The sequence below is a fragment of the Nostoc sp. FACHB-888 genome (genome assembly GCF_014696655.1).
GTDB lineage: Bacteria > Cyanobacteriota > Cyanobacteriia > Cyanobacteriales > Nostocaceae > Nostoc.
Genome location: NZ_JACJQM010000025.1, coordinates 53,243 through 73,351 on the forward strand (window position 1 = coordinate 53,243; position 20,109 = coordinate 73,351).

General features: G+C 43.1%; 19 protein-coding genes, 1 pseudogene and 1 riboswitch. Of the genes and pseudogenes, 7 read left to right on the forward strand and 13 right to left on the reverse strand.

The features are described 5' to 3' along the window. Positions 1-303 precede the first annotated feature (303 nt). Positions 304-990 carry a PHP domain-containing protein gene (locus H6G26_RS17370; RefSeq protein WP_190730433.1) on the forward strand — a complete coding sequence of 229 codons (687 nt, stop codon included), beginning with the start codon at positions 304-306 and terminating at the stop codon, positions 988-990. 125 nt (positions 991-1,115) lie between these two features. On the opposite strand, the gene H6G26_RS17375 is transcribed toward H6G26_RS17370, so the two are convergent. From H6G26_RS17375 to H6G26_RS17395, 5 genes are all read right to left on the reverse strand, one after another. After that, a complete protein-coding gene (locus H6G26_RS17375) occupies positions 1,116-1,820 on the reverse strand; it encodes a precorrin-2 C(20)-methyltransferase (protein ID WP_190730434.1) in 705 nt (234 codons plus the stop codon). 2 nt (positions 1,821-1,822) lie between these two features. Further along, positions 1,823-2,449, reverse strand: coding sequence for a precorrin-8X methylmutase (locus H6G26_RS17380; protein WP_190730435.1), 627 nt, complete (start codon positions 2,447-2,449; stop codon positions 1,823-1,825). Between the two features lie 41 nt (positions 2,450-2,490). Next, positions 2,491-4,020: a precorrin-3B synthase gene (cobG, locus tag H6G26_RS17385; RefSeq protein ID WP_190730436.1), complete on the reverse strand. Its 1,530-nt coding sequence runs from the start codon at positions 4,018-4,020 to the stop codon at positions 2,491-2,493. 49 nt (positions 4,021-4,069) lie between these two features. Further along, positions 4,070-4,202, reverse strand: a riboswitch (cobalamin riboswitch). A 113-nt stretch (positions 4,203-4,315) separates the two neighbouring features. Next, a complete protein-coding gene (locus H6G26_RS17390; RefSeq protein WP_190730437.1) occupies positions 4,316-4,774 on the reverse strand; it encodes a hypothetical protein in 459 nt (152 codons plus the stop codon). Further along, complete coding sequence (locus H6G26_RS17395) at positions 4,771-5,637, reverse strand: FAD-binding domain-containing protein (protein ID WP_190730438.1); 867 nt, start codon at positions 5,635-5,637, stop codon at positions 4,771-4,773. Before H6G26_RS17395 ends, H6G26_RS17390 begins: the two co-directional genes overlap by 4 nt. A 99-nt stretch (positions 5,638-5,736) precedes the next feature. On the opposite strand from H6G26_RS17395, the gene bcp reads away from it, so the two are divergent. From bcp to H6G26_RS17415, 4 genes are all read left to right on the forward strand, one after another. After that, complete coding sequence (gene bcp, locus H6G26_RS17400; RefSeq protein WP_190730468.1) at positions 5,737-6,216, forward strand: thioredoxin-dependent thiol peroxidase; 480 nt, start codon at positions 5,737-5,739, stop codon at positions 6,214-6,216. Between the two features lie 93 nt (positions 6,217-6,309). Further along, positions 6,310-6,603 (forward strand): hypothetical protein, encoded by a 294-nt coding sequence (locus H6G26_RS17405; RefSeq protein WP_190730439.1) that lies wholly within the window; start codon positions 6,310-6,312, stop codon positions 6,601-6,603. 395 nt (positions 6,604-6,998) lie between these two features. After that, a complete protein-coding gene (locus H6G26_RS17410) occupies positions 6,999-7,625 on the forward strand; it encodes a restriction endonuclease subunit R (RefSeq protein ID WP_190730440.1) in 627 nt (208 codons plus the stop codon). Positions 7,626-7,630: 5 nt separating this feature from the next. Further along, positions 7,631-8,839 (forward strand): IscS subfamily cysteine desulfurase, encoded by a 1,209-nt coding sequence (locus H6G26_RS17415; protein WP_190730441.1) that lies wholly within the window; start codon positions 7,631-7,633, stop codon positions 8,837-8,839. Here the strand turns inward: H6G26_RS17415 and H6G26_RS17420 are convergent. Continuing rightward, the gene (locus tag H6G26_RS17420) at positions 8,787-9,743 is read right to left on the reverse strand and encodes an aldo/keto reductase (protein ID WP_190730442.1); all 957 of its coding nucleotides are present in this window, start codon (positions 9,741-9,743) and stop codon (positions 8,787-8,789) included. The two genes, H6G26_RS17415 and H6G26_RS17420, sit on opposite strands and share 53 nt — an antisense overlap. 303 nt (positions 9,744-10,046) lie before the next feature. On the opposite strand from H6G26_RS17420, the gene H6G26_RS17425 reads away from it, so the two are divergent. After that, positions 10,047-10,787 carry an SDR family oxidoreductase gene (locus H6G26_RS17425; protein WP_190730443.1) on the forward strand — a complete coding sequence of 247 codons (741 nt, stop codon included), beginning with the start codon at positions 10,047-10,049 and terminating at the stop codon, positions 10,785-10,787. A gap of 429 nt (positions 10,788-11,216) precedes the next feature. Here the strand turns inward: H6G26_RS17425 and H6G26_RS17430 are convergent, their stop codons facing one another. The 7 genes from H6G26_RS17430 to H6G26_RS17460 all read right to left on the reverse strand — a co-directional run bounded on the left by H6G26_RS17430 (position 11,217) and on the right by H6G26_RS17460 (position 19,769). Further along, entirely contained in the window at positions 11,217-12,269 is a 1,053-nt protein-coding gene (locus tag H6G26_RS17430; RefSeq protein ID WP_190730444.1) for a Type 1 glutamine amidotransferase-like domain-containing protein, read from the reverse strand. Between the two features lie 664 nt (positions 12,270-12,933). Continuing rightward, positions 12,934-14,184, reverse strand: a complete 1,251-nt coding sequence (locus tag H6G26_RS17435) for a cupin domain-containing protein (RefSeq protein WP_190730445.1) — start codon at positions 14,182-14,184, stop codon at positions 12,934-12,936. Between the two features lie 15 nt (positions 14,185-14,199). Beyond that, entirely contained in the window at positions 14,200-15,342 is a 1,143-nt protein-coding gene (locus H6G26_RS17440; protein ID WP_190730446.1) for a cupin domain-containing protein, read from the reverse strand. A gap of 4 nt (positions 15,343-15,346) precedes the next feature. Beyond that, positions 15,347-17,188, reverse strand: a complete 1,842-nt coding sequence (locus H6G26_RS17445; protein ID WP_190730447.1) for a GMC family oxidoreductase — start codon at positions 17,186-17,188, stop codon at positions 15,347-15,349. Positions 17,189-17,211: 23 nt separating this feature from the next. After that, positions 17,212-18,285 carry a gluconate 2-dehydrogenase subunit 3 family protein gene (locus tag H6G26_RS17450; protein WP_190730448.1) on the reverse strand — a complete coding sequence of 358 codons (1,074 nt, stop codon included), beginning with the start codon at positions 18,283-18,285 and terminating at the stop codon, positions 17,212-17,214. Between the two features lie 185 nt (positions 18,286-18,470). After that, positions 18,471-19,454, reverse strand: a complete 984-nt coding sequence (locus H6G26_RS17455; protein ID WP_190730449.1) for a zinc-binding dehydrogenase — start codon at positions 19,452-19,454, stop codon at positions 18,471-18,473. 36 nt (positions 19,455-19,490) lie between these two features. After that, entirely contained in the window at positions 19,491-19,769 is a 279-nt protein-coding gene (locus H6G26_RS17460; RefSeq protein WP_347242473.1) for an alpha amylase C-terminal domain-containing protein, read from the reverse strand. Between the two features lie 183 nt (positions 19,770-19,952). Between H6G26_RS17460 and H6G26_RS17465 the strand changes: the two are divergent. After that, positions 19,953-20,102, forward strand: a pseudogene (locus H6G26_RS17465) (IS630 family transposase); the annotation flags it as partial. Positions 20,103-20,109: the final 7 nt, after the last annotated feature.

Below are 20,109 nucleotides of genomic sequence, written 5' to 3' on the forward strand. Positions count from 1 at the left end.
TCCAGGGGTATTAAAGAAAATTATTCTATCAAGCCCTTGAAAATAAGTCATTTAGCAAAAATTGTATAGGTGTATTTATAAAACTTTATATGCATTATTTATTACCACCTAAAATTGATGTAGTCCAAAATACGCATGACTACTGAGGTTAAGATTTGCTAACGTAGTCTTAACATATTGAAAAATTTGCTGAGAAAGCTGAGAAAGTAGCAGCCAATACTAATTTTTAGTGCTGAATCTTTCTCATCTGTAGATGTGCCGTTTTAGTGTGTTAAAAAGATATATTTTTGTTCAGAGGGGGTTATGGCTGTAAATTTGGCCCGAACTACTGCTTCCACAGAACTTTTGAAGCAAGTATTCCAGAACATTGATGCACAAAGTTGTCCAAGATTATTCAACTTTCATATGCACACTGTCTACTCGGATGGCAGGTTGCAGCCGAGTGCATTGATGGAGCAAGCGATCGCTATTGGTCTAAAAGGGTTAGCCATTACTGATCATCATAGTATTATCGGCTATCAAGCATCATTTGCTTGGTTAGAAGACTGGAAATGGAATAATCCTGGTGCAAGCACTCCTTACCTATGGAGTGGTGTAGAAATTAATGCCAACCTTTTGGATATAGAAGTTCACATTTTGGCTTACGCTTTTACACCAGAACACCCTAGTATGAAGCCTTATCTACAAAGAAGGACGACTACAGGTCAAGAATATCAAGCAAGTAACGTGATTGCTGCTATTCATGAAGCCGGGGGATTAGCAGTTCTAGCTCATCCAGCTCGTTACAAGCGATCGCATTTTGACTTAATTCCAGCTGCTTCCCAAAAGGGCATCGATGGTGTGGAAACTTTCTACGCCTACAATAACCCTAACCCTTGGAAACCCAGCGTATTAGAATCAGAACAAGTGCAAAAGTTGGCTGATGAATATTTTCTTTTCAATACCTGTGGTACTGATACCCACGGTTTGAGCCTGCTACAACGTTTGTAAAGATGAATCGATCAGTTAAGTGTGTTCAGAGATTTTCGATCCCCCCAACTCATTTAAAAAAGGGCTTAGTTCCCCCTTTTTTAGCAAGCTTAGGGAGGATCAAATCTTAAGCCAAGTGTATTGCTTCAAAGCCGATTCTTAGTTGGGATCACAATCATTGAGAAATAGGGTACTTCGGCTGGATCAACTTCATCCAAGGGGAGGATGCGTTGCTGTGTCGTTGATGCCCGTTCAATATATCTTGCCCGTGATGCTAGCCCTAATTTATGGAGGATATCTCGTACTTTGGTAAAGTGACGACCTAACTTCATAATTGCTGCTGCATCAGTCATCAGTAGATGTGTAGTTAGTTCTTCTGCTGGCAATGGAGCAGGTAATACTGTGAGAATATCAGTGTAATAGGTGAAAGGTACACCTAAGGCTACCGGACAAGCCATCAGTGAAGAAACTCCAGGGACAACTTCTGTTACATACTGATCAGATAAGCGTGTGAACAGGTACATGAACGAGCCGTAGAAAAATGGATCTCCCTCACACAGTACTACAACATCTCGACCTGCTGCTAAATGGTCGGCGATTGGTTCAACTTCCTTATCATAAATAGACTTTGCCTTTTCTGGCTCCAAAGCGCGGGGGAGGTGAAATAGCACCTCAATTTGATTACCAGGAAGATACTGCGCCACTATCGCTCTAGCAATACTTTCTTTATCTGTGGCTGATTGATAAGCTACCACAGGAGCCGCACGTAATAGGCGCAGCGCTTTCAGAGTCAATAGTTCGGGATCGCCTGGGCCGACACCAATTCCATAAAGACGACCTTTAGTTTTCATATTCATTCTTCCTCCGTTGCCAGGGCGTTAACTGCTGCGGCTGCGATCGCACTTCCACCGCGCCGACCATGTAAGGTTAAAAATGGTACATTTCTGCTATCTGCTGCCAGTGCTGCTTTCGATTCGGCTGCACCGACAAACCCCACTGGAAAGCCTAAGATAATCGCGGGTTTAGTAGCTCCTTCATCGAGCATTTCTAATAGCCGGAATAGTGCTGTGGGCGCATTACCGATTGCAATCACCGATCCTTCGAGGTGCGATCGCCATAATTCTAAAGCTGCCGCCGACCTTGTAGTACCCAGACGCTGTGCAATTCCTGGCACTTCCGGCTCGTTGAGGGTACAGATAACTTGATTATTTGCAGACAACCGCCGCCTGGTAACGCCATCAGCAACCATCCGGCAATCGCACAGAATTGTAGCTCCTGCTGCTAGTGCTGCCCTTGCGGATTGCACTGCTGTTGGTGAATATCCCAAGTCAGTGACAATATCCGTCATTCCACAGGCATGAATGAGACGCACAGCCACTTTTGCTACATCTGGCGGCAGCACATCTAGGTTTGCTTCTGATCGGATGATTGCAAAAGAATTGCGGTAAATTTCGTTGGCATCTCGGATATAGTCGGGCATTCGATTTGGGATTTTAGATTTTGGAATGAAAATCGAAAGGCTTAGATTGCCGACTTCTCTAGAAAGTTGGGAATCTTGTTATTTACAAATGATTTAGGAATAATATTAAATAACTGCTGTAATTGGGCGATCGCATATCGATTAGCAAATTCCCCAAAGGACTCATCAGAATTTAGGCGTTGAATTTTATATACATCTAGCATCCGCTCTATTAATGTCGGTAGTTCGGCAAAAGTTACATTTTGATATAGTTCACGTCCGAATTTCTCCTTACTGTCACCAACATAAACGTGATAGCCCTCCACAGTTCCATTGTCACCCTTAATGCTGACACCAAGCAGAGTAATATCACTCTTGCTATGCTGGGCGCAGGATTTTTCGCAGCCGCTAAAGTGGATATTAACTGGGCAATCCAGAGTGAGGCGAGTTTCAAGATACTCTCCTAATGCCAAGGCATGACTTTTAGTGTCCGTGGCAGAAGCGGCACAACCTTTTTTGCCAGAACACGCAACTAATGCACTCTTGATGTTGGTTGCTGAGGCATTTAATCCTAAGAAAGCAATTTCTCGCAGGACATCACCAACCCATTGCTGAGGAATATCTGTTATCAGCAGATTTTGCCAGGGGGTTAATCGAAGAGTGCCGCTACCGTATTTCGTTGCTAAATCTGCTAAATTCCGCATCTGGTTACTCTCCAATCGTCCAAGGGGTAAGACGACACCAAGATAAAATAAGCCTTTCTGACGTTGGGGATGGATGCCAATATGCTGATACTTTCCTTCTCCTTGCAAAAAAGTAGAGAATTCCTCCCCCTTTCCTAATAGGTTGGGGCTTAGGTCACTACATAAAAGAGAAAAAGGTAGACGCTGCTGAACTTCCTGGAGATAATTTTCATCACCTAAAGTATTCAATAACTCTAAGAGACGTAGCCGACGCTTACTTGTAGTATTACTATGAGCTAGATAGACCTCTGCCAAAGCTGCCAAGACGGGCAAACATTTCTCTGGTGGTAACAAAATTCCCATATCGCTGGGCGGTTGCCTCTTTGCGCCGACACTGAGATAAAGGCGGAAGTAAACATTACCGTCAACTAAGACAGCAGCAAATAGGATATCATTCAAGCGATCGCACACCCGAATTATCCCACCACCATCAAAGCAAACGCTAAATTTTGCCGACAGTTCCGAAAGCGCCGGATGTCGAGCAATATAATTATCCCAATCTTGGACAAAAGGGCGGGTGTCGATTAATTCTAGCGGGTCGATACCAGCAGTTGGGCTGGTCATAATATTACGGATCTGGTCTACAACAGGATTACGAGAACCTAGTCCCATATCCTGTAGATGTTTCAGAACCTCAACATTTATCCCCGTGCGGATTTCACGGACTTGTAGATTAGCTCGATTAGTCACATCTACATAGCCGCCACCGTGCTGTTCTGCTATATCTGCGATCGCACGGCACTGCTGACTACTAATAATTCCACCTGGTATTCTAATGCGAGATAATATACCATCGGCGGCGGGTGTAGCATAAAACAAGCCAGGACAAGTGGCAAATTCAGAAATCAAACTTGGAACTCCTTCCCCGTGCAACGCAGGGAGTAGATGGTGAGTGTGTCTTCTCTGACATCTTGAGAGTTGGCATTCTGACTTGGGTGATCCCATCACAGCTGCGGCACAGTCCCGGAATTTCACCGGAGTTTCCCAACTCCAAGCTTTAGTAATTTAGCACGAGAGCGTAGTCAGAATATTTAATGCTTCATATTTTGAATCAACTTATCCGCGCCTCAAGACGTGAGTTCAACAACTTACTTATGTAGTAACCGCCCAATTAGTTTAATAAAAAGAATTCTCCCTGGTTTTACTACACAAAACTGTCTTTTTCTGAGTCTGAGGGGGACAAATTTGAACGAAAAACATAATTTTGAGCGACTTTCCAATAGCGCGAGAACCGCTTGAGGTCAATATAGCCATCATAGTCAAAAAATGGTTCTACTTCTAGCACTTCCACTGCTATAGAACCCTCCATTTGATTGCAGATATCATTAAATCGGGGACTGGGACTGTTAGCTGTGATAACTAAATTTGCATCATGTTCTTGAGCAAAAGCTAAAATTTCTTGTGCCACATCGCCACGACGGATAACAACGGGTAAATCCAGCAAGCATTCGTAGATAAAAGCGATGCGTTTGAGACTTAGTTGCCATTCCTTTATCAATGCCTCATCCCAAACCCAGATAGCTGGCGCATCGGGATATTTTTGTAGTACAGGGTTGTATGGACTGAGGCAATCTCCATGTATCCAAACAATTGGTTTATTCATCTTTTTTGGTCTTTTACCTTACTCTTTCCACGCTGCCAACTTTGGCTATTGGCTTGTTTGCTAAATTCCCCTTTAGGAAAAAGTCGCTGTTCTAATTCTTCATAGCTGCCTTCAAAATCACAATGACCGTAAAGCGGACATTTCTGGCAATAAATGCCTTTGGTGTAACGTTCTAAATTTTCACGGTTGAAAAAATACGGTTTCTGACTAAAGGTGCTAGCAACCCATTGCCATGACATATTATTACTAGCAGGATCTCCATCTAAAAGGTGTTCGAGAAACCATTTGGCTCCTGCTTGCCAACGAATACGCAGCCAATGGACAATGTAAGCTGCTAGCCACATTCGGGCGTGGTTATGTAGATAGCCAGTTTCTTTCAAGTCACGGCTAAAACTGTCGATGCAAACTCTACCTGTGGTTCCTTGTCTGATATCTTGCGGCAATTCGGGTGCATATTCAGCCACAGTGTAACCAGTTTTGTACTCTTCCTGGTCTTTCCAGATTCCATCTCCTAACTTGACATATAACCTTTGCCAGTAGTCGCGCCAGCCTAATTCGTTAATTAATTTCGTAGCATCATTTTGGTGCTGTACCCGTTCAAGGACATAATCTCGAATTTCTCGCAAACTCAAAACGCCATAGCGAATGTAAGGTGAAAGTCGCGTGACTGCACCTGCAAAAAAATTTCGTGTTTGCGCGTAGCTTACTGCATCGATTTTTTGCAGTACTTTTTGTGCCGCTTTGCGTCCCCCCACGGTTTCACTGATGTGGCGATCGCGTTGCGCCGCATCTGGGAATTGTTCGCGGAGGTATGCTACCAACTGATCGCGGTTGGTAAATTCGCGTTGCATATCTTTAGACATTGTAAGCAAATATAAATGGGTGGGTAGGCATAGCCTGCCGCAGGCATCGCTCAATATATGTACAATTCTAAAGCGATTCCAATCTCTCACACACCCATCATGAGCAACATTCCCCAAGTCGGACAACCAGCACCAGATTTCTCCACTCCTGACCAAAATGGCAATTCAGTCACTCTCGACGACCTCAGCAGTCAATGGGTTATTCTCTACTTCTACCCCAAAGATGACACACCCGGTTGTACCACCGAAGCGAAAGATTTCACCGAGTTGTATCAAGACTTCAGCGCACTAGGAGCGAAAATCTTAGGCGTGAGTCCCGATTTGGGTAAGTCCCATTGTAAATTTATCAGCAAACATAACTTGTCAATCACCCTCTTGAGTGACCCAGAACATATTTTGACAGAAGCCTATGGTGCTTGGCGCTTAAAAAAATTTATGGGCAAAGAATATATGGGTGTTGCTCGTTCAACTTTTTTAATTTCACCTGATAAAATTATTGTCTATGCTTGGCCGAATGTGAAAACCAAAGGTCATGCTCTGGCAGTTTTAACTAAATTACGGGAATTAGCAGCTATATGAAAGACTAGTTGCTGCTGCGTGTTTTTTTTGCTATAACCTTGCGATTAAGTATTTGAATTCATAGAATTGAGTTCACATGTCTAGGAGGTTCGTATGGATTCTAATTCAAGGTTAGAGTATCTCTATAAAGAGTATGTTCGATTAAGTGAGAAAGCTGAAGAATATATCAAAAGTGCCTTTGAAGATTTGAAGTTAATGGGAGTAATTGTTGCAACTATAGCTCTTTGGAAACCAATTGTAGATGCAATCGTCTTAGCAAACCCAAAGATTGATCAAAGTGGAATTCTATTTTTAGGTTTTTTGAGTTTATTACTAGTTGTTGCAATCATTGGATTCTGGAACCTAATTAAGCAATCTTTCATTATTTTATTTGCAGATAATCTCTAGGGCTATGAGGAAGAAATTAGGAAGCAGCTAAACGAAGCAGATTATTCCAAGGTTTTTAATTTTAATCTTGAAAAAGAAACTAAACTAATCGAAAGTTATCGAACTACCTTCGCTGCTTTCATAATAGTTTTTGCAATTGCAACTACTTTCATTCCGTTTGTAATCTTGTTTTACACTAATACTTTTTATGCATTTGTTTATATATTATTGTCATTAACAATATTTTGATCTTACTTTCAAGTACTCAAGAAATCAACTAGGAAGTATTTTTCCATAAAAAAGTAGATTGAGAGAGGGTTAATACAAAAATGCTACTCTGGTCATTAAATTTATCTGGAAACTGTTAATGCTATCATTGAAGTAAGAAATTAAACTTTTCGCCAGTTAAAACTAATATGGTTCAAGTCATTCAAGCTCATAATGTCAGCCATGCTGATTTAGAAGCAAGATTTGGTCTGCAACAAACTGAAAGTGAGGATTTTTTTACAGAGTGGTTCGATACTTTACCGGAAATTACAGATTTAGAAAAGCAAGATTTAGACAAAATAAAACTTCATTTCCTCCGCTTAGTCAAGCGTCCTCCTTTGTCAGAAGAAACGGTAAAATTAGTACTTTTATCTCCTTTACTCAATTTAGCTGGATTTTATGATGAGCCTTTTTATATGAGAGGTGAGGAATCAATAGAAATTTCTGCGGAAGATGAAGGAGAAATCATTAGAGGTAGAATTGATGTTTTAGTTATTCAAGAACAATTCTGGTTGTTAGTAATTGAATCTAAAAGGTCTAGCTTTTCTCTTTTAGAAGCCGTACCTCAAGCACTTGTTTATATGTTGGCTAATCCTAGTCAAGACAAACCTACTTTTGGATTAGTAACAAATGGTAGTGATTTTATTTTCCTGAAACTTGCTAAAGAGAATCAGCCAAAGTATGCTATGTCTGACCAATTTACACTTTTAAAACGAGAAAGTGAACTGTATCAGGTTCTGAGTGTATTAAAAAATTTGAGTCAAAGTTTGAGTTAATAATTATGTCTATTCGTCCTATATACCTTGATTGCCACGCTACTACAGCCCTAGATGAACGGGTATTAGCAGCAATGCTCCCCTACTTCACAGAAAAGTTTGGCAACCCATCTAGTATCGGTCATGTTTACGGTTGGGAAGCAGAAGCTGCTGTTAAGCAAACGCGAGAGATTTTAGCAGGAGCAATTAACGCCACTCCTGAAGAAATTGTTTTTACCAGTGGTGCGACAGAAGCGAATAATTTAGCTATTAAAGGTGTTGCTGAAGCTTATTTTAAAAAAGGTCAGCATATTATTACTGTTGCCACTGAACATAGTGCAGTAATTGACCCTTGTAATTATTTAAAAACTCTCGGTTTTGAAATTACTATTTTACCAGTTAAAAAAGATGGATTGATTGATTTAAGTGAGTTAAAAAAAGCTTTCCGTCCTGAGACGATTTTGGTGTCGGTAATGGCTGCAAATAATGAAATTGGTGTGTTGCAGCCATTAGCAGAAATTGGGGAAATGTGCCATGCTTACAACATCATTTTCCACACCGATGCAGCCCAAGCTATTGGTAAAATTCCCCTAGATGTGCAAGCGATGAAAATTGACTTGATGTCGCTAACCGCACACAAAGTATATGGCCCAAAGGGAATTGGGGCGCTGTACGTCCGCAGGTGTAACCCCAGAGTGCAACTAGCTCCCCAGCAGCACGGTGGCGGACATGAACGAGGGATGCGATCTGGGACATTGTATACACCGCAAATTGTCGGCTTTGGGAAGGCTGTAGAAATGGCCTTGGCTGAACAAGCAACAGAAAACCAACGCCTTACCCAGTTAAGGCAAAGCTTGTGGGAACAGCTTTCCCAAATTGAAGGAATTCATCTCAACGGACACGCTCAAGAGCGATTGGCGGGAAACTTGAATATCAGCGTTGAGGGTGTGGATGGAGCTGCACTTTTGCTAGGATTGCAGCCAGTAATGGCGATTTCTTCTGGTTCTGCTTGCTCATCAACAAGTACAGCACCCTCCCATGTTCTGACAGCACTGGGAAACCCCCAACAGCTAGCTTATGCCTCAGTGCGGTTTGGGATTGGACGGTTTAATACCCAAGAGGAAATTGATATTGTGGCGAAACATGCGATCGCTACTATTCAAAGCTTACGCAAAACCTCTTTTATGGATTCTCGCGCACGAAAGCGCCAATCTGATCTAGCTCCTGCTGATTAAGGCGAAATTCCCCAGCAGGGATGATTCCTTCCACCTGCTTGGGATTGCGTGCGCCAACGATCGCACCTGTCACCGCCGGATTATTTAAAGTCCAAGCGATCGCTACTTCACCGGGGGAGCGATGGTGTTGCTCACCAATATGCTGCAACACCTCCACCAACTTCAGGTTACGAGATAGACGTGGCTCCTGAAATTCACTGCTATTCCTGCGCCAATCATCATCTGGTAAATTGGCAACCCGCTCAGATGTCATCTTTCCTGTAAGCAAGCCAGATTGCATAGGTGAATAAACAATCACACCTATGTTGTTTTCCTGACAAAAAGGCAAAATTTCGTTTTCGACATCGCGCTTAACCAGTGAATAAGGCGGTTGCAATGAGGTAACTGGTGCAATCTTTTGGATACGTTTCAACTGTTCTACGTTGAAGTTTGAAACCCCGATATAACGAACCTTGCCCTCATCCTTGAGCTTGGCAAGAGTCGTCCAGCCTTCTTCAATTTCTGACTCTGGGTTAGGCCAATGGATTTGGTAGAGATCAATGGTTTCAATGTCAAGTCGGCGCAAACTGGCTTCAACTTCTCGCCGCACAGAATCCGCTTTCAGGCTGCGACCAATTTCGCGCTTTTCATCCCAGATCATTGAACATTTAGTGAAAATGTAGGGGCGATTAGATCGACCTTTGAGGGACTTGGCAACAACTTCCTCCGAATGTCCCAGACCATAGATAGCTGCTGTGTCAATCCAATTAACGCCCAGATCCAGAGCGCGAGCGATCGCTTCAATCGATTCCTGGTCATCCTGCGCTCCCCAACCAAAAGCCCATCCACTTCCACCGATCGCCCAGGCTCCAAAGCCAATTGGGGTAATGTGAAGCTCCGAATTACCGAGCTGTTTGGTTTGCATATTTATATATCTCCAAGAATTTTTGAGTCAATTGTTAGTTTAGGTTGCAAATATTTTCTCAACCGCTATCTGAAGTGTGAATGACTACTGGAAAAAACACAACAGCAAATCACTACTTATGTAGGATTACTAAATCCTGAAGCTTGTGTTGATACATACTACTTATATATTAATACAGCACGGCGTAAATCCAGCTACTATCTCCATTAACAAGTGACTCAAATCCCTTGTCTTCCGGCACAGTGTATTAGGCTTGCTCGAAGATAGAACAGTTGTCAGTGTTTATCAAAATAGAGAAGTAATATGTCAGAAGATTTAAAAGGCAAAGTTGCGCTAATCACTGGTGCAAACAAAGGTATCGGGTATGAGATTGCATGCCAACTAGGTTCTAGAGGCGCTACTGTTCTTGTTGGTGCAAGAGATATAAAACGTGGTGAAGAAGCGGCGAATAAACTTCGTTTAAATGAAATCGATGCCCGATCAGTTCAACTTGATGTCACCAGCCAAAAAACAATCGATTCTGCGGCTAAACAAATTGAGAGCCAATTTGGAAAACTTGATATCCTTGTGAACAATGCTGGGATAATAAGTGATGGCGATCGCCTTCCACCGAGTCAAGTTGATATTGAAACACTGCGACACACTTATGAAACCAATGTATTTGGAGTGTTTGCAGTTACAAAAGCGATGCTGCCACTCTTAAAGAAGTCAACAGCAGGGCGAATAGTTAATTTATCAAGTGGTTTAGGTTCTCTGACTCAGAACTCTGATCCAAATTATGATTTCGCTGATTTTAAGCTTCTTGCATATAACTCATCAAAGACAGCAGTAAATGCACTCACAGTTATATTGGCTGCTGAACTTAAAGATACCCCAATTAAAATCAATGCTGCTGACCCAGGTTTCACAGCAACAGACATTAATAAATACCAAGGACACCGTACTGTTGAGCAAGGAGCGATCGCAGTAGTGAGACTTGCCACTCTACCTGATGATGGTTCTAGCGGAGGGTTTTTTGATGAGGATGGTGTGGTTCCCTGGTAGGAAGTACTACGGTGTACACACAAGTCTTGTCGCAGCCATATCATTAATAAATCTTGCACTACGTTTCTATCCCACCTCGGAATGAATTCCGAGTCTCATCGCTGAAGTCCACTTAAGTGGACTAAATTGATCGTTGAGTCCACTTAAGTGGACTTGGGCTATTAGCCCTGAACTTTAGTTCTGGGCGGGATGTCGATAAGTATGACAGTTTAACTCTGATAAAAATGTGGGTAAAAGAATTGAAACCTATGTGGACAGTACTTGTGTGTACACCGTAGGGTAGGAAGTAAGGGGGCATGAGGCATTGAACAGGAATTAAAAAACTCGATTCATCCACCTTTTATCTCCGTTAACGAGCCTTTGAACTGGATGAATCCACCTTTTATCTCCGTTCTTCATCCAGCTTGTCCTCTTTTCCCCACTCCCCACTCAATATGGATTTGAATCAATCCGTCCCCTTTTGACACTCCTGAGATAATACCCAGAGGTTGGTCTGTTTCTCAAATTAAAGGTGTCGCCACTGCGAACTTTCCAAATTTTGTAATTAGAAAAGGTCAAAGGCGATCGCGGTTCGCATACTTCCGGAATATGATTGCCAAGTACAAAGTACGCCGCACCCCTACCCATAACTTTTACCAAGCCGTTTTTATCTACAAGAACCGATGTACTTTCACTAACCGCTATGCCTAAAACACTGCTAGATACACCATCCTTAATTTGACGGGCAATGAAAGCCATAATTCGACCCATTCTTTCCCGCCTGTCGAAGTGTGTATCTACAATGGTTCCCTTTAAATTACTCCAATTGAAAAAGTTGTAAGTAAAAGTAATGTCCCGGTAGGGATCTTCGAGTGCATCTCTAGTTTCAATGCCTTTTTCGGAAGAAGCGCAAGCATCATACACACAATCACTTTGGATCATCGCACCTGCACTAGTGCCACCAATCCCACCTCCCTTAAGATAAACTGACTTAACAGCAGCCTCAAGCTTGGTATCTTTCCAGTTGCGGATGTATTGACATTGGTCGCCGCCAGCAAAGAAAATCACATCAGCGTTTCTGACTTTTTCATAAATCTCAGCTTTGTTTGCGTCTTTTCTATTGTTAATCAGAAGAGTTTCCACAAAGTTTACGCCCTTCATGGCATAAATTAGCCGATTGTAATCGTGATTACCATTCGTGCGGAGAACTACAACATTAACTCTAGTGCCAGAGTTACTACCTCCCCGAACTTGGTTGATCATCCACTGGATAGCATCATCGACATCGGGGCCACCCCCACCTAAGCTAAGGACTGGGCCTGCTAAGGATGGTCTAGCATTGTCGAAAGAGGGAGAGGGGGAGGGGCGGACATCAACAGTGTCACCCAGGAAGTAGCGTTTCCAGCTTTCAATAAAACGGTTTATTAGGAGGGTTCCCATCTTCAACAACTTGATTCCTGTACTTTTCAAGCGCCTTGCTATGCTTGGGAATGCCTTTGTCATACTAAGCTTCTGGAGCAAACTGCAATTATTGCTAGGCTGTTACGCGCTTTAATTGCTTATTTATCCGTGAAATTCGTCCTTTGTCATTAGTCATTATCAAGAAAGGCAGAGGGCAGGAGGCAGGAGGAATACTGTTTTCTGCTCTCTGCCCCTAACCAAAGGGAACAAGGGTTTAAGACCTCCACCAAATTTAAAATTTGGTGGTCCCAATTTAGGAGGGGTTTGAATCCCTCCTAAATTGAACCTTCTGCCTTGTCTACGACACGCTGCGCGATCTGTCCTCTGCCTCCTGCCTTCTTCAATAGTTGTCCTTTGTAAATAATAATCAATAACAAATGACAGCTTTAACGAAAAAATATGCAACTTAAACGCGTACTAGCTTAACTCTGGCACTAGATAGGGTAAAATTTCCAGCGTACAGGGCTTGTACTGTTTGTTAACGTCAAATAGCGCAGAGTAATCATTAATTCTCTACACTACTGTGCGAAAATCTCCACATTGGTTGTGGCGTTTAATTCCAGCCAGATGAAATCTAAAATTTACTAGGTATCGGTTGTCACTGTCCAGATATTTCCGTAGTTGCTGGAAATATTTACCCAATGGAATAACTAGAAACGCCGAGCAAATGACCTATTCGTATTCTAGTAATGCTACCAAACTTGCATTAATCATATCCCCCAAACATAAACAGAGAGACTTGTTGATCAGTAGCATTCATTAAAGCGTGGAGATTACCACCTTTTAGCATGGCAAAGTGTCCGGGTTGTAGTGTACGGATTTCAAAGCAGCGTTCTCGCTCTGGCATTTTGCACCAATCACCTACTACCATAAAGCCTTGGCCATCCATCATCAGAAAAACTTCCTGATTATCACGATGGCGATGTAAACCAATCCCACAGCTAGGATTGAGAACGTGCAAATCCATGTAATCTACGGCAAAGAATCGTTCAAAACCGTTGCCATGATTTTTGCTACCAAAAGCGTTGAAGTTCCATGAGTTTAATTGGCGACCCAATTCAGGTTTACTGGAGTAGTTCCCATAATTAGACATCAAATTGCGATACTCCAAAAAGCCAACACCGCCGTGAGGGTTAGGACTGATACCTGTTCCCAAAAAGTGATCCCATCCCCGGAGGATCATGTTGAATTCGTAATGATAGTTTGCCCCATTTTGGGAGTCCCAAATTTTTTCACTAAAATCTGCCCAAGCAAGTTCCACATGGAGGGGTAACACAGGATGCATTGTGTTTGTGGGGGCAACATCAAGTATATAGCGATCGCTTAATACTTCCCGGTTGAAGTCTGCAATGCTGCCATGTACTAAGTCATTACGTACTTGAAGTTCACCGCGATCGAGGGCATTGCGTCCCTTGTCGTCTAGCTGACTTCGCAGATCATTGCCTGGATAACCCCAAAATTCAACTTCATAGCGATCGCTCAGTGGATTATACGGCACCAAAAGCAAAGTAGGAGTTGCTACACCTGCCACTTTAATCCACAGTTTAATTTTTTCTCCTAGTTTATGGTTGGCAGCAACGGATAATTTACTATCAGGGCCCCCACGGTAAGAAACTCGCAAAAACGGCCCTGTCCAGTCTCCTACAGTTACCAAACCTCGAATCAAGAAGGTGTCGGTACTAACAAAGTCCTTGAGATTTTGCTTTTGGAAATCTGTTTTATTGTCCTGCTGAGTCGGGTCGAGAATATTAGCATCATTCCCCTGAGGTCCATATAAAACCAGGGATTCATAGGGAAATAAATACTGGAACTCCCCAGTTAAATAAAAATCACGTTCAGCCGCTAGTTGGGCGCGTTCGAGAAAGTTCAACAACTTCAGCAGCGGATTACCCCGACTATAGTCAGGCGGGGTATTGGGATCAACTTTAAAAACACTGTCAGAATGAAGGATAAACATGGCAAAGGTTAAGATTTAGATTGTGTGATACAAGAAAGCAACGAATTTTAGGGGTTTTGTACCAGGGTTACGAATGCCATGCATCCCACCACTCTTGGTGAAAATAACGCTACCTGGTTTCACCGGGAGTTCTTTAAATTCGCGGCTCCCCAGTCCCATGACTTGACGTTTTACAGTCGGGTATTTGTCTGTTGCGGGATCGTCGCCGGCACGCATATAGGCAATGCCCTCTCCCTCGGTGATGTAATACAATTCTTCCGTACCAATATGTTGGTGAGTGCCTTCCACTGTGCCGGGAGGAATTGTTACTTCGTGGAAGAAGATGTTGGAACCGCCTAGTTCTCGTTGAACAAGCCAGCGCATATCAATAATGTTGTTGTCTGCTCGATCTGGATTGTCGCCATCCATCATGGCATTCCGATAGCGCACAGGCTGAATGTCCGGGGCTTGTAAGAACCAACCGCGTTGGAAGTTGATTAGGTAGTTGAGATCCTCAACGGTATTTTGCTGTGAACTGGGTTCTTGGGTGCGTGGTTCTTGGTGCGATCGCGAATAGTCATTATCCCAACATGCATCAGCATCACTAATTTGGTAGCCAGTGGGTAAATTGCGATCGCTTTCACGAAATGCCAATTCTATCTGCGTCAGCGCTTTGATATCTCGCAAAGCTGGGTTAAATACCTTGACTCGCGTAATCGGCCCATTGCGCCCCATCTGATCCAGAATCTGAAAATCGTGGTAGCTGGTGGCAGGAGCTTCTAGGGTTTCCCAAATCTCCACCTCATAAGCATCAATCCACGGGCAATAGTGCAGCTTTACCCTGGACTCTGCTTTTTTGCTTTCATCTTCTGGTAACAGCCTCACCCAGGCAATCACATCACTCCCGAGCAACCGCTTTTTCTCGCGTACCTGCTCTACTAAACGACCGGATCTGTATTCCAGCCGCAGAAAATTACTGATAAACTTGCCATCGAGATATACTTCTCCCTTCAGGGCATTGATACCTAGGTAGCTGCGAACCTCTCGCACATTGTAACGGTAGCGGGGGCTGCGGGTAGCGTTAAGGTATTCAGCATGGTAAATGCGATCGGGAAAAAAGACGACTTTGAAAATCTCGTTCCACGGATTACTTTGAATATCGTTAAATGCTGGATCCATATAGTTAAAGCCTCTTAAGTAATTCGTCAGCTACCCGAAAAGAATTGGCCTGAATTGTCAAGGTTGGGTTTGCGCCTCCCGAAGTGGGCATAAATGAGCCATCGGTGACATAGAGGTTATCAAAGTCCCAAGCTTTGCAATTGCGGTCTAGCACTGAGTCTTTGCGGTCAGTACCAAACCTTGCTCCTCCAAGAATGTGGTTAGCAATCCGTGCCAAGGCGTTTTCTGCCAGGTATACCCCACCCTGACCTTGAAATTCAAATTTGAATTCACCTGGAATTGTATTACCACCCAGCTTCAAAACCTGGCCACACATTTCAGCCAAGGTATCCATAAGATATCTGTCGTGGCTGTGCCATTCTTTGATGATGTGAGCCACAGGACGACCCCATTTATCTTGAATCGTGGGATGGAGTTCAATCCGATTGGTCTTTAGGGGTACTTGATTGGCCATGAAGCTGACGGATAAACCCCTACCCATGTTGTTGTCCAAAAAGTCCGTTAACCCTTGAGCCGCTAAACTGGTGTTCTCAATAAAGCCTTTCCAAAGAGTGTCTAAATCCCGACTACCGTGGGTACGCCCCAAAGAGATAGGCAAGGCTTGATCGGAAGTATTGTTATAGATTGCTCCACCTGCCCAAAGACCTCTGCTCTTGAGAAAGTCGTCAGTAGCGCAAGCATCGGTTGCCCAATCAGCATCAAGAGCTAAGGTCTTATCGCTACGGGTGGGCATGAGGGCGCTAGCACCTCCAAAACAGTGGGTAAGGAAGTATTTACCCAGTAAATCATTTTGGTTGATGCGTTTGTTAAATTCGGAACTGAGCTGTGCTGACAGCTTCAGCAACCGAATCGATTCAATGGCAGAACAAGCTACGATTACCAACTTTCCTTGAACATACCGGGTTTTACCACTCGGATCGCGGTATGCTACTCGGCTGACTTTCGACCCCTCACTTTCTAGATGGGTGACTACGCAGTTTGTGCGAATTTCAAAGTTTGGTAAATTAGCGATCGGGCTGAGTAAAGATACCCAAGTATTCGATTTCACACCCAAAGGACAGCCAAAGCGATTTACATAACTGGTTTTGAGGGTTTCAGGGTCTTTGGGAACTTTGCGTCCACTCGGTTCATGGTCGCGGGTAATCACCGCTAGAGGTGCGCGGTATGGCTTAATTGGCTTACCATTACCCAATTGTTCACCTAGCTTATCCATACCAAATTTCGCGTAGTTGCTAATTGGGTTAGGTTCTAGAGGCGGTTGATAGCTATCTTTACTAAAAGGCTTGAGCTGATTGTCGGCGGTGCCGTTAAGACCTACAAGGTATTCAGCTTTAACATAGTACGGTTCTAGCTCGTCGTAACTGACAGCCCAATCACGCGCTTCCCTTTGCACATCGTTATTTGGGTCATTCTTCAGGTCTTTACGTCCGGCATTAAAGCTTTGTAGACGTAAATCGGTAGGCGTAAAACGTAGCGAAACACCACCATAAAGTTGAGTACCGCCGCCTACCACTTGAGCTGTATAGCCTTCAATTGTGGCTCTATCTTGTCCATTGGGATCGCGATAGATATGCGGCTCGTCGTTAATATCTGGTTCAACGTGGCTAGAATAAAAGGCTTCGTTCTGATTAGCAACTCCAGGAACGCGGATGCGCTTTTCTGGTCCATCAGCAAACAATTCGTCACGCTTAAAGTCACTTAACCCCTGAGGACTCTGATACTGGGGTCTAAATAGTGGGCCTTTTTCCAGAATCAGCACTGATTTCCCAGCCTTCGCTAAAGTGTAAGCAATAGGGGAACCTCCAGCGCCACTACCAATGATCACTACATCAAATTCAGTTTGCATACATCTTCTCCTGAGAATATCAATTAGCCCCGATAATCGCTGTTAAGTCCAAGGGGTAGTTCTATGGCTTTGCGCCAATCAAATAGAGTTTTGCCGTTCTGATCTCTATATCTTTCTGATAGATAAGCCCAACCTGTTCCTCCCACATTGCCGCCATATTTAGGATGAGAAAAAGCACCTGTAAATGTGTGACGACGCAGTAATTGGAGGAAGAAACGGGGTTCTTGGTATTGTTGATAATTCCAACCGTTGACTTGGTTAGTAGCCATTTCGTTATACAGGTCAATGTATAACTCTTTAGAGACATCTTTAGGTTCAACGTAGGGATTGCGCTGTCTCAATATCCGGTTAATTTGATTTAAACAAATTTTGTAATCAATTAAATGATGGTTTTCTTCTCTAGCTAAAATGTTGTCAATAAAGTTTGCGGCTCCTACGGATTCATCTAGACGATAAGCATAGGCGTATTGTACTTGCTTATCTTGTTTACCCAAAAAATTGTAATGACGTTTCAAAAAGTTTTCCCCTTCTTCAGTTCGGAAAGGCAAAATATGATCTACTAATCGAGCTACGATGTCGAATTCCCAATCTTCAAAGTTTAGTGGTTCAGTACATAATTGGGTAAAAAATCTTGACCATAATTGCCCGTTATCAAGCTGGGCCCGCTGGGGATTTATTGGGTCTATAATCGCCTGCCCATCGATGATAAATTTATAGGTATGAAATTGTGCTTTAGGTACCACAATCGATAAAGCATAATATCCTGTGGCTTCCCCGATAAAGTTGACAGGCTTGAGTGGGATTGGCTCATAAAGGTTGGCGAAAGTCCCGATTACAGCAACATTTTTTGGCGGTGTTGCTCCTTGTTGCTGATATACGAAAGTTACTACATTGGAAGAATAACTTTTAACAAAATCTTTGCCATCGCTGTAATTATCGATAATTGGAAATCGCCAAGGTTCCGCAATGCGAGAGCGTGGATCATCGTCAGTTAATTGCCCAAAGTTATGACGAGGATCTTTATTATCTCTAGCGATAAATTTAGTGCAGTGGTTTAGTACATACTGGTCGTCTGTGTTTAAAATTTCAACAGCCATGAATTTTTCTCCTGGTAGATATCTATCGACCAAATCAAGTCAGAAGGAATCGCAGCAATCAGCATTTTGGAATCAATCCAAGTTAGCTTTGCCGGACTACACAAAAAAGTGGTGTTTATTGGAACAATAATAACTTTAACCTTTCCGGAAAACTAACTAATGATTTCCGAAAAAATGATTAAATTTCATCCGTGGTGTTCTGGATTAGGCACGAGGATAATTTTACCAAATGCCTGTTTTGCCTCAATTCGCTCGTGAGCAAAACTTGCTTCTTGTAGGGGCAAAACGGAGTCAATCACAGGTTGAAATATTCCCTGGGCGAAGTGTTGCAAAATTTGGTCAAAATCTTGCGGTTGAATCAGAGCAAATGAACCGTGAATGCTGGCATTTTTCATCAGTAGATCCATGACATTAATTTCTGCCACATCACCACTGAGAGTCCCAGCACAAACAATCCGCCCTTTTTTTGCCAGCATACTAATAGACGATCGCAATGTTGTACGTCCTACTAAGTCAAGAATGAGAGTGGCACCTTGCCCCTCGGTTATCTTGATTACCTGCTCTACTAAATCAGGAGAGTGGCGATCAAGGATAAAATCGGCTCCTAGTTGGTATAGTTGCTCTGTCTTGTTCTTGTCACTGATGGCAATCACTTGGGCATTTTGCCAACGGGCAATTTGAATTGCAGAGGTTCCCACTCCACTGGATGCTGCATGGATCACAATTCGCTCAACTGGCGCGATCGCCCCGTTATAAAATAGGGCAATCCAAGCAGTTGTGAAAGCTAAACCAATACTCGCCGCTCCAATGTAACTCAGTTGATCGGGAATGTCGTGTAATTGCTTAACTGGTAGCGTGGTGTATTCCGCATAAGCACCATTTCTTTCTCTTCCCAGGGCTTCAAAAGTGGCAACAATGCGATCGCCTATTTGCCAATCTGTTACCCCTGCACCCAATTCCACGATTTCCCCTGCTACATCCATACCCAAAATATGGGGGAGACTTTTTTGAATGAAAAACTGTCCTGAGCGGTGAAATATATCTGTGTGATTTACTGTAGCAGCATGAACCTTGACTAATACCTCATTGGCCATGGGTATCGGGGTAGGAAAGGTTTCGTAGTGCAGTACTTCTGCACCTCCTGTTTCATGCATGACGATCGCTTTCATGAGTGTACTCCCATATATCATGACCAAGCCATTATTTTATTGAGAAAGAATCAAGACGCTATAAGGGCCAATGCCAACATTGGCACGGAAGGGCATACCATCGGAATCATTGGGATTGCTCCGATCTGCAAAGGTGTCATAACCAGAATGGTTGCCAAAATCTGGGCTGTAACCATTCCAGTCGCTATTAAACCTTACCCACCAAGTTCCGTCTCTAGGAAAGCCCAGGCTATAGCGATCGTAGGAGCGATCAATGACAACTACATCATCCCCTGCCCCGCTGTTATCCCAACGATGGAAGGCTATAACCGGAATGGCACTAAGAAAAGCTCTAAGCTATGTGCAATAAGAGCTATAGCTTGAAATGCCGGACGAGCAGTAATGGCATAGGCAGGCGATCGCTAATGGAGGAATGATGTACAGTTGTCCAAAAGTTTTTGGAGGTAGAAAAAGCTTACTCGCCCGTGAAATACTATAGCAATCCTAAATCAGTTGTGAGAAAATCCTTGGTTACAAGCCAAAAGATTGATTCGAGAATTTTATTTTTTCTGTAATTCTTTTTCTGTTGTCAAGAGCTTATTTGAATTATCTGTACATTGTCAAATATTTGACTTCCCTAAGCTCTATGAATCTGGTATTTTCTTATGAATCATTT

Coding starts and splice junctions, on each gene's coding strand:
- H6G26_RS17370 (WP_190730433.1), top strand. CDS start 304: ATGGCTGTAAATTTGGCCCGAACTACTGCTTCCACAGAACTTTTGAAG.
- H6G26_RS17375 (WP_190730434.1), bottom strand. CDS start 1,820: ATGAAAACTAAAGGTCGTCTTTATGGAATTGGTGTCGGCCCAGGCGAT.
- H6G26_RS17380 (WP_190730435.1), bottom strand. CDS start 2,449: ATGCCCGACTATATCCGAGATGCCAACGAAATTTACCGCAATTCTTTT.
- H6G26_RS17390 (WP_190730437.1), bottom strand. CDS start 4,774: ATGAATAAACCAATTGTTTGGATACATGGAGATTGCCTCAGTCCATAC.
- H6G26_RS17395 (WP_190730438.1), bottom strand. CDS start 5,637: ATGTCTAAAGATATGCAACGCGAATTTACCAACCGCGATCAGTTGGTA.
- bcp (WP_190730468.1), top strand. CDS start 5,737: ATGAGCAACATTCCCCAAGTCGGACAACCAGCACCAGATTTCTCCACT.
- H6G26_RS17405 (WP_190730439.1), top strand. CDS start 6,310: ATGGATTCTAATTCAAGGTTAGAGTATCTCTATAAAGAGTATGTTCGA.
- H6G26_RS17410 (WP_190730440.1), top strand. CDS start 6,999: ATGGTTCAAGTCATTCAAGCTCATAATGTCAGCCATGCTGATTTAGAA.
- H6G26_RS17415 (WP_190730441.1), top strand. CDS start 7,631: ATGTCTATTCGTCCTATATACCTTGATTGCCACGCTACTACAGCCCTA.
- H6G26_RS17420 (WP_190730442.1), bottom strand. CDS start 9,743: ATGCAAACCAAACAGCTCGGTAATTCGGAGCTTCACATTACCCCAATT.
- H6G26_RS17425 (WP_190730443.1), top strand. CDS start 10,047: ATGTCAGAAGATTTAAAAGGCAAAGTTGCGCTAATCACTGGTGCAAAC.
- H6G26_RS17430 (WP_190730444.1), bottom strand. CDS start 12,269: ATGACAAAGGCATTCCCAAGCATAGCAAGGCGCTTGAAAAGTACAGGA.
- H6G26_RS17435 (WP_190730445.1), bottom strand. CDS start 14,184: ATGTTTATCCTTCATTCTGACAGTGTTTTTAAAGTTGATCCCAATACC.
- H6G26_RS17440 (WP_190730446.1), bottom strand. CDS start 15,342: ATGGATCCAGCATTTAACGATATTCAAAGTAATCCGTGGAACGAGATT.
- H6G26_RS17445 (WP_190730447.1), bottom strand. CDS start 17,188: ATGCAAACTGAATTTGATGTAGTGATCATTGGTAGTGGCGCTGGAGGT.
- H6G26_RS17450 (WP_190730448.1), bottom strand. CDS start 18,285: ATGGCTGTTGAAATTTTAAACACAGACGACCAGTATGTACTAAACCAC.
- H6G26_RS17455 (WP_190730449.1), bottom strand. CDS start 19,454: ATGAAAGCGATCGTCATGCATGAAACAGGAGGTGCAGAAGTACTGCAC.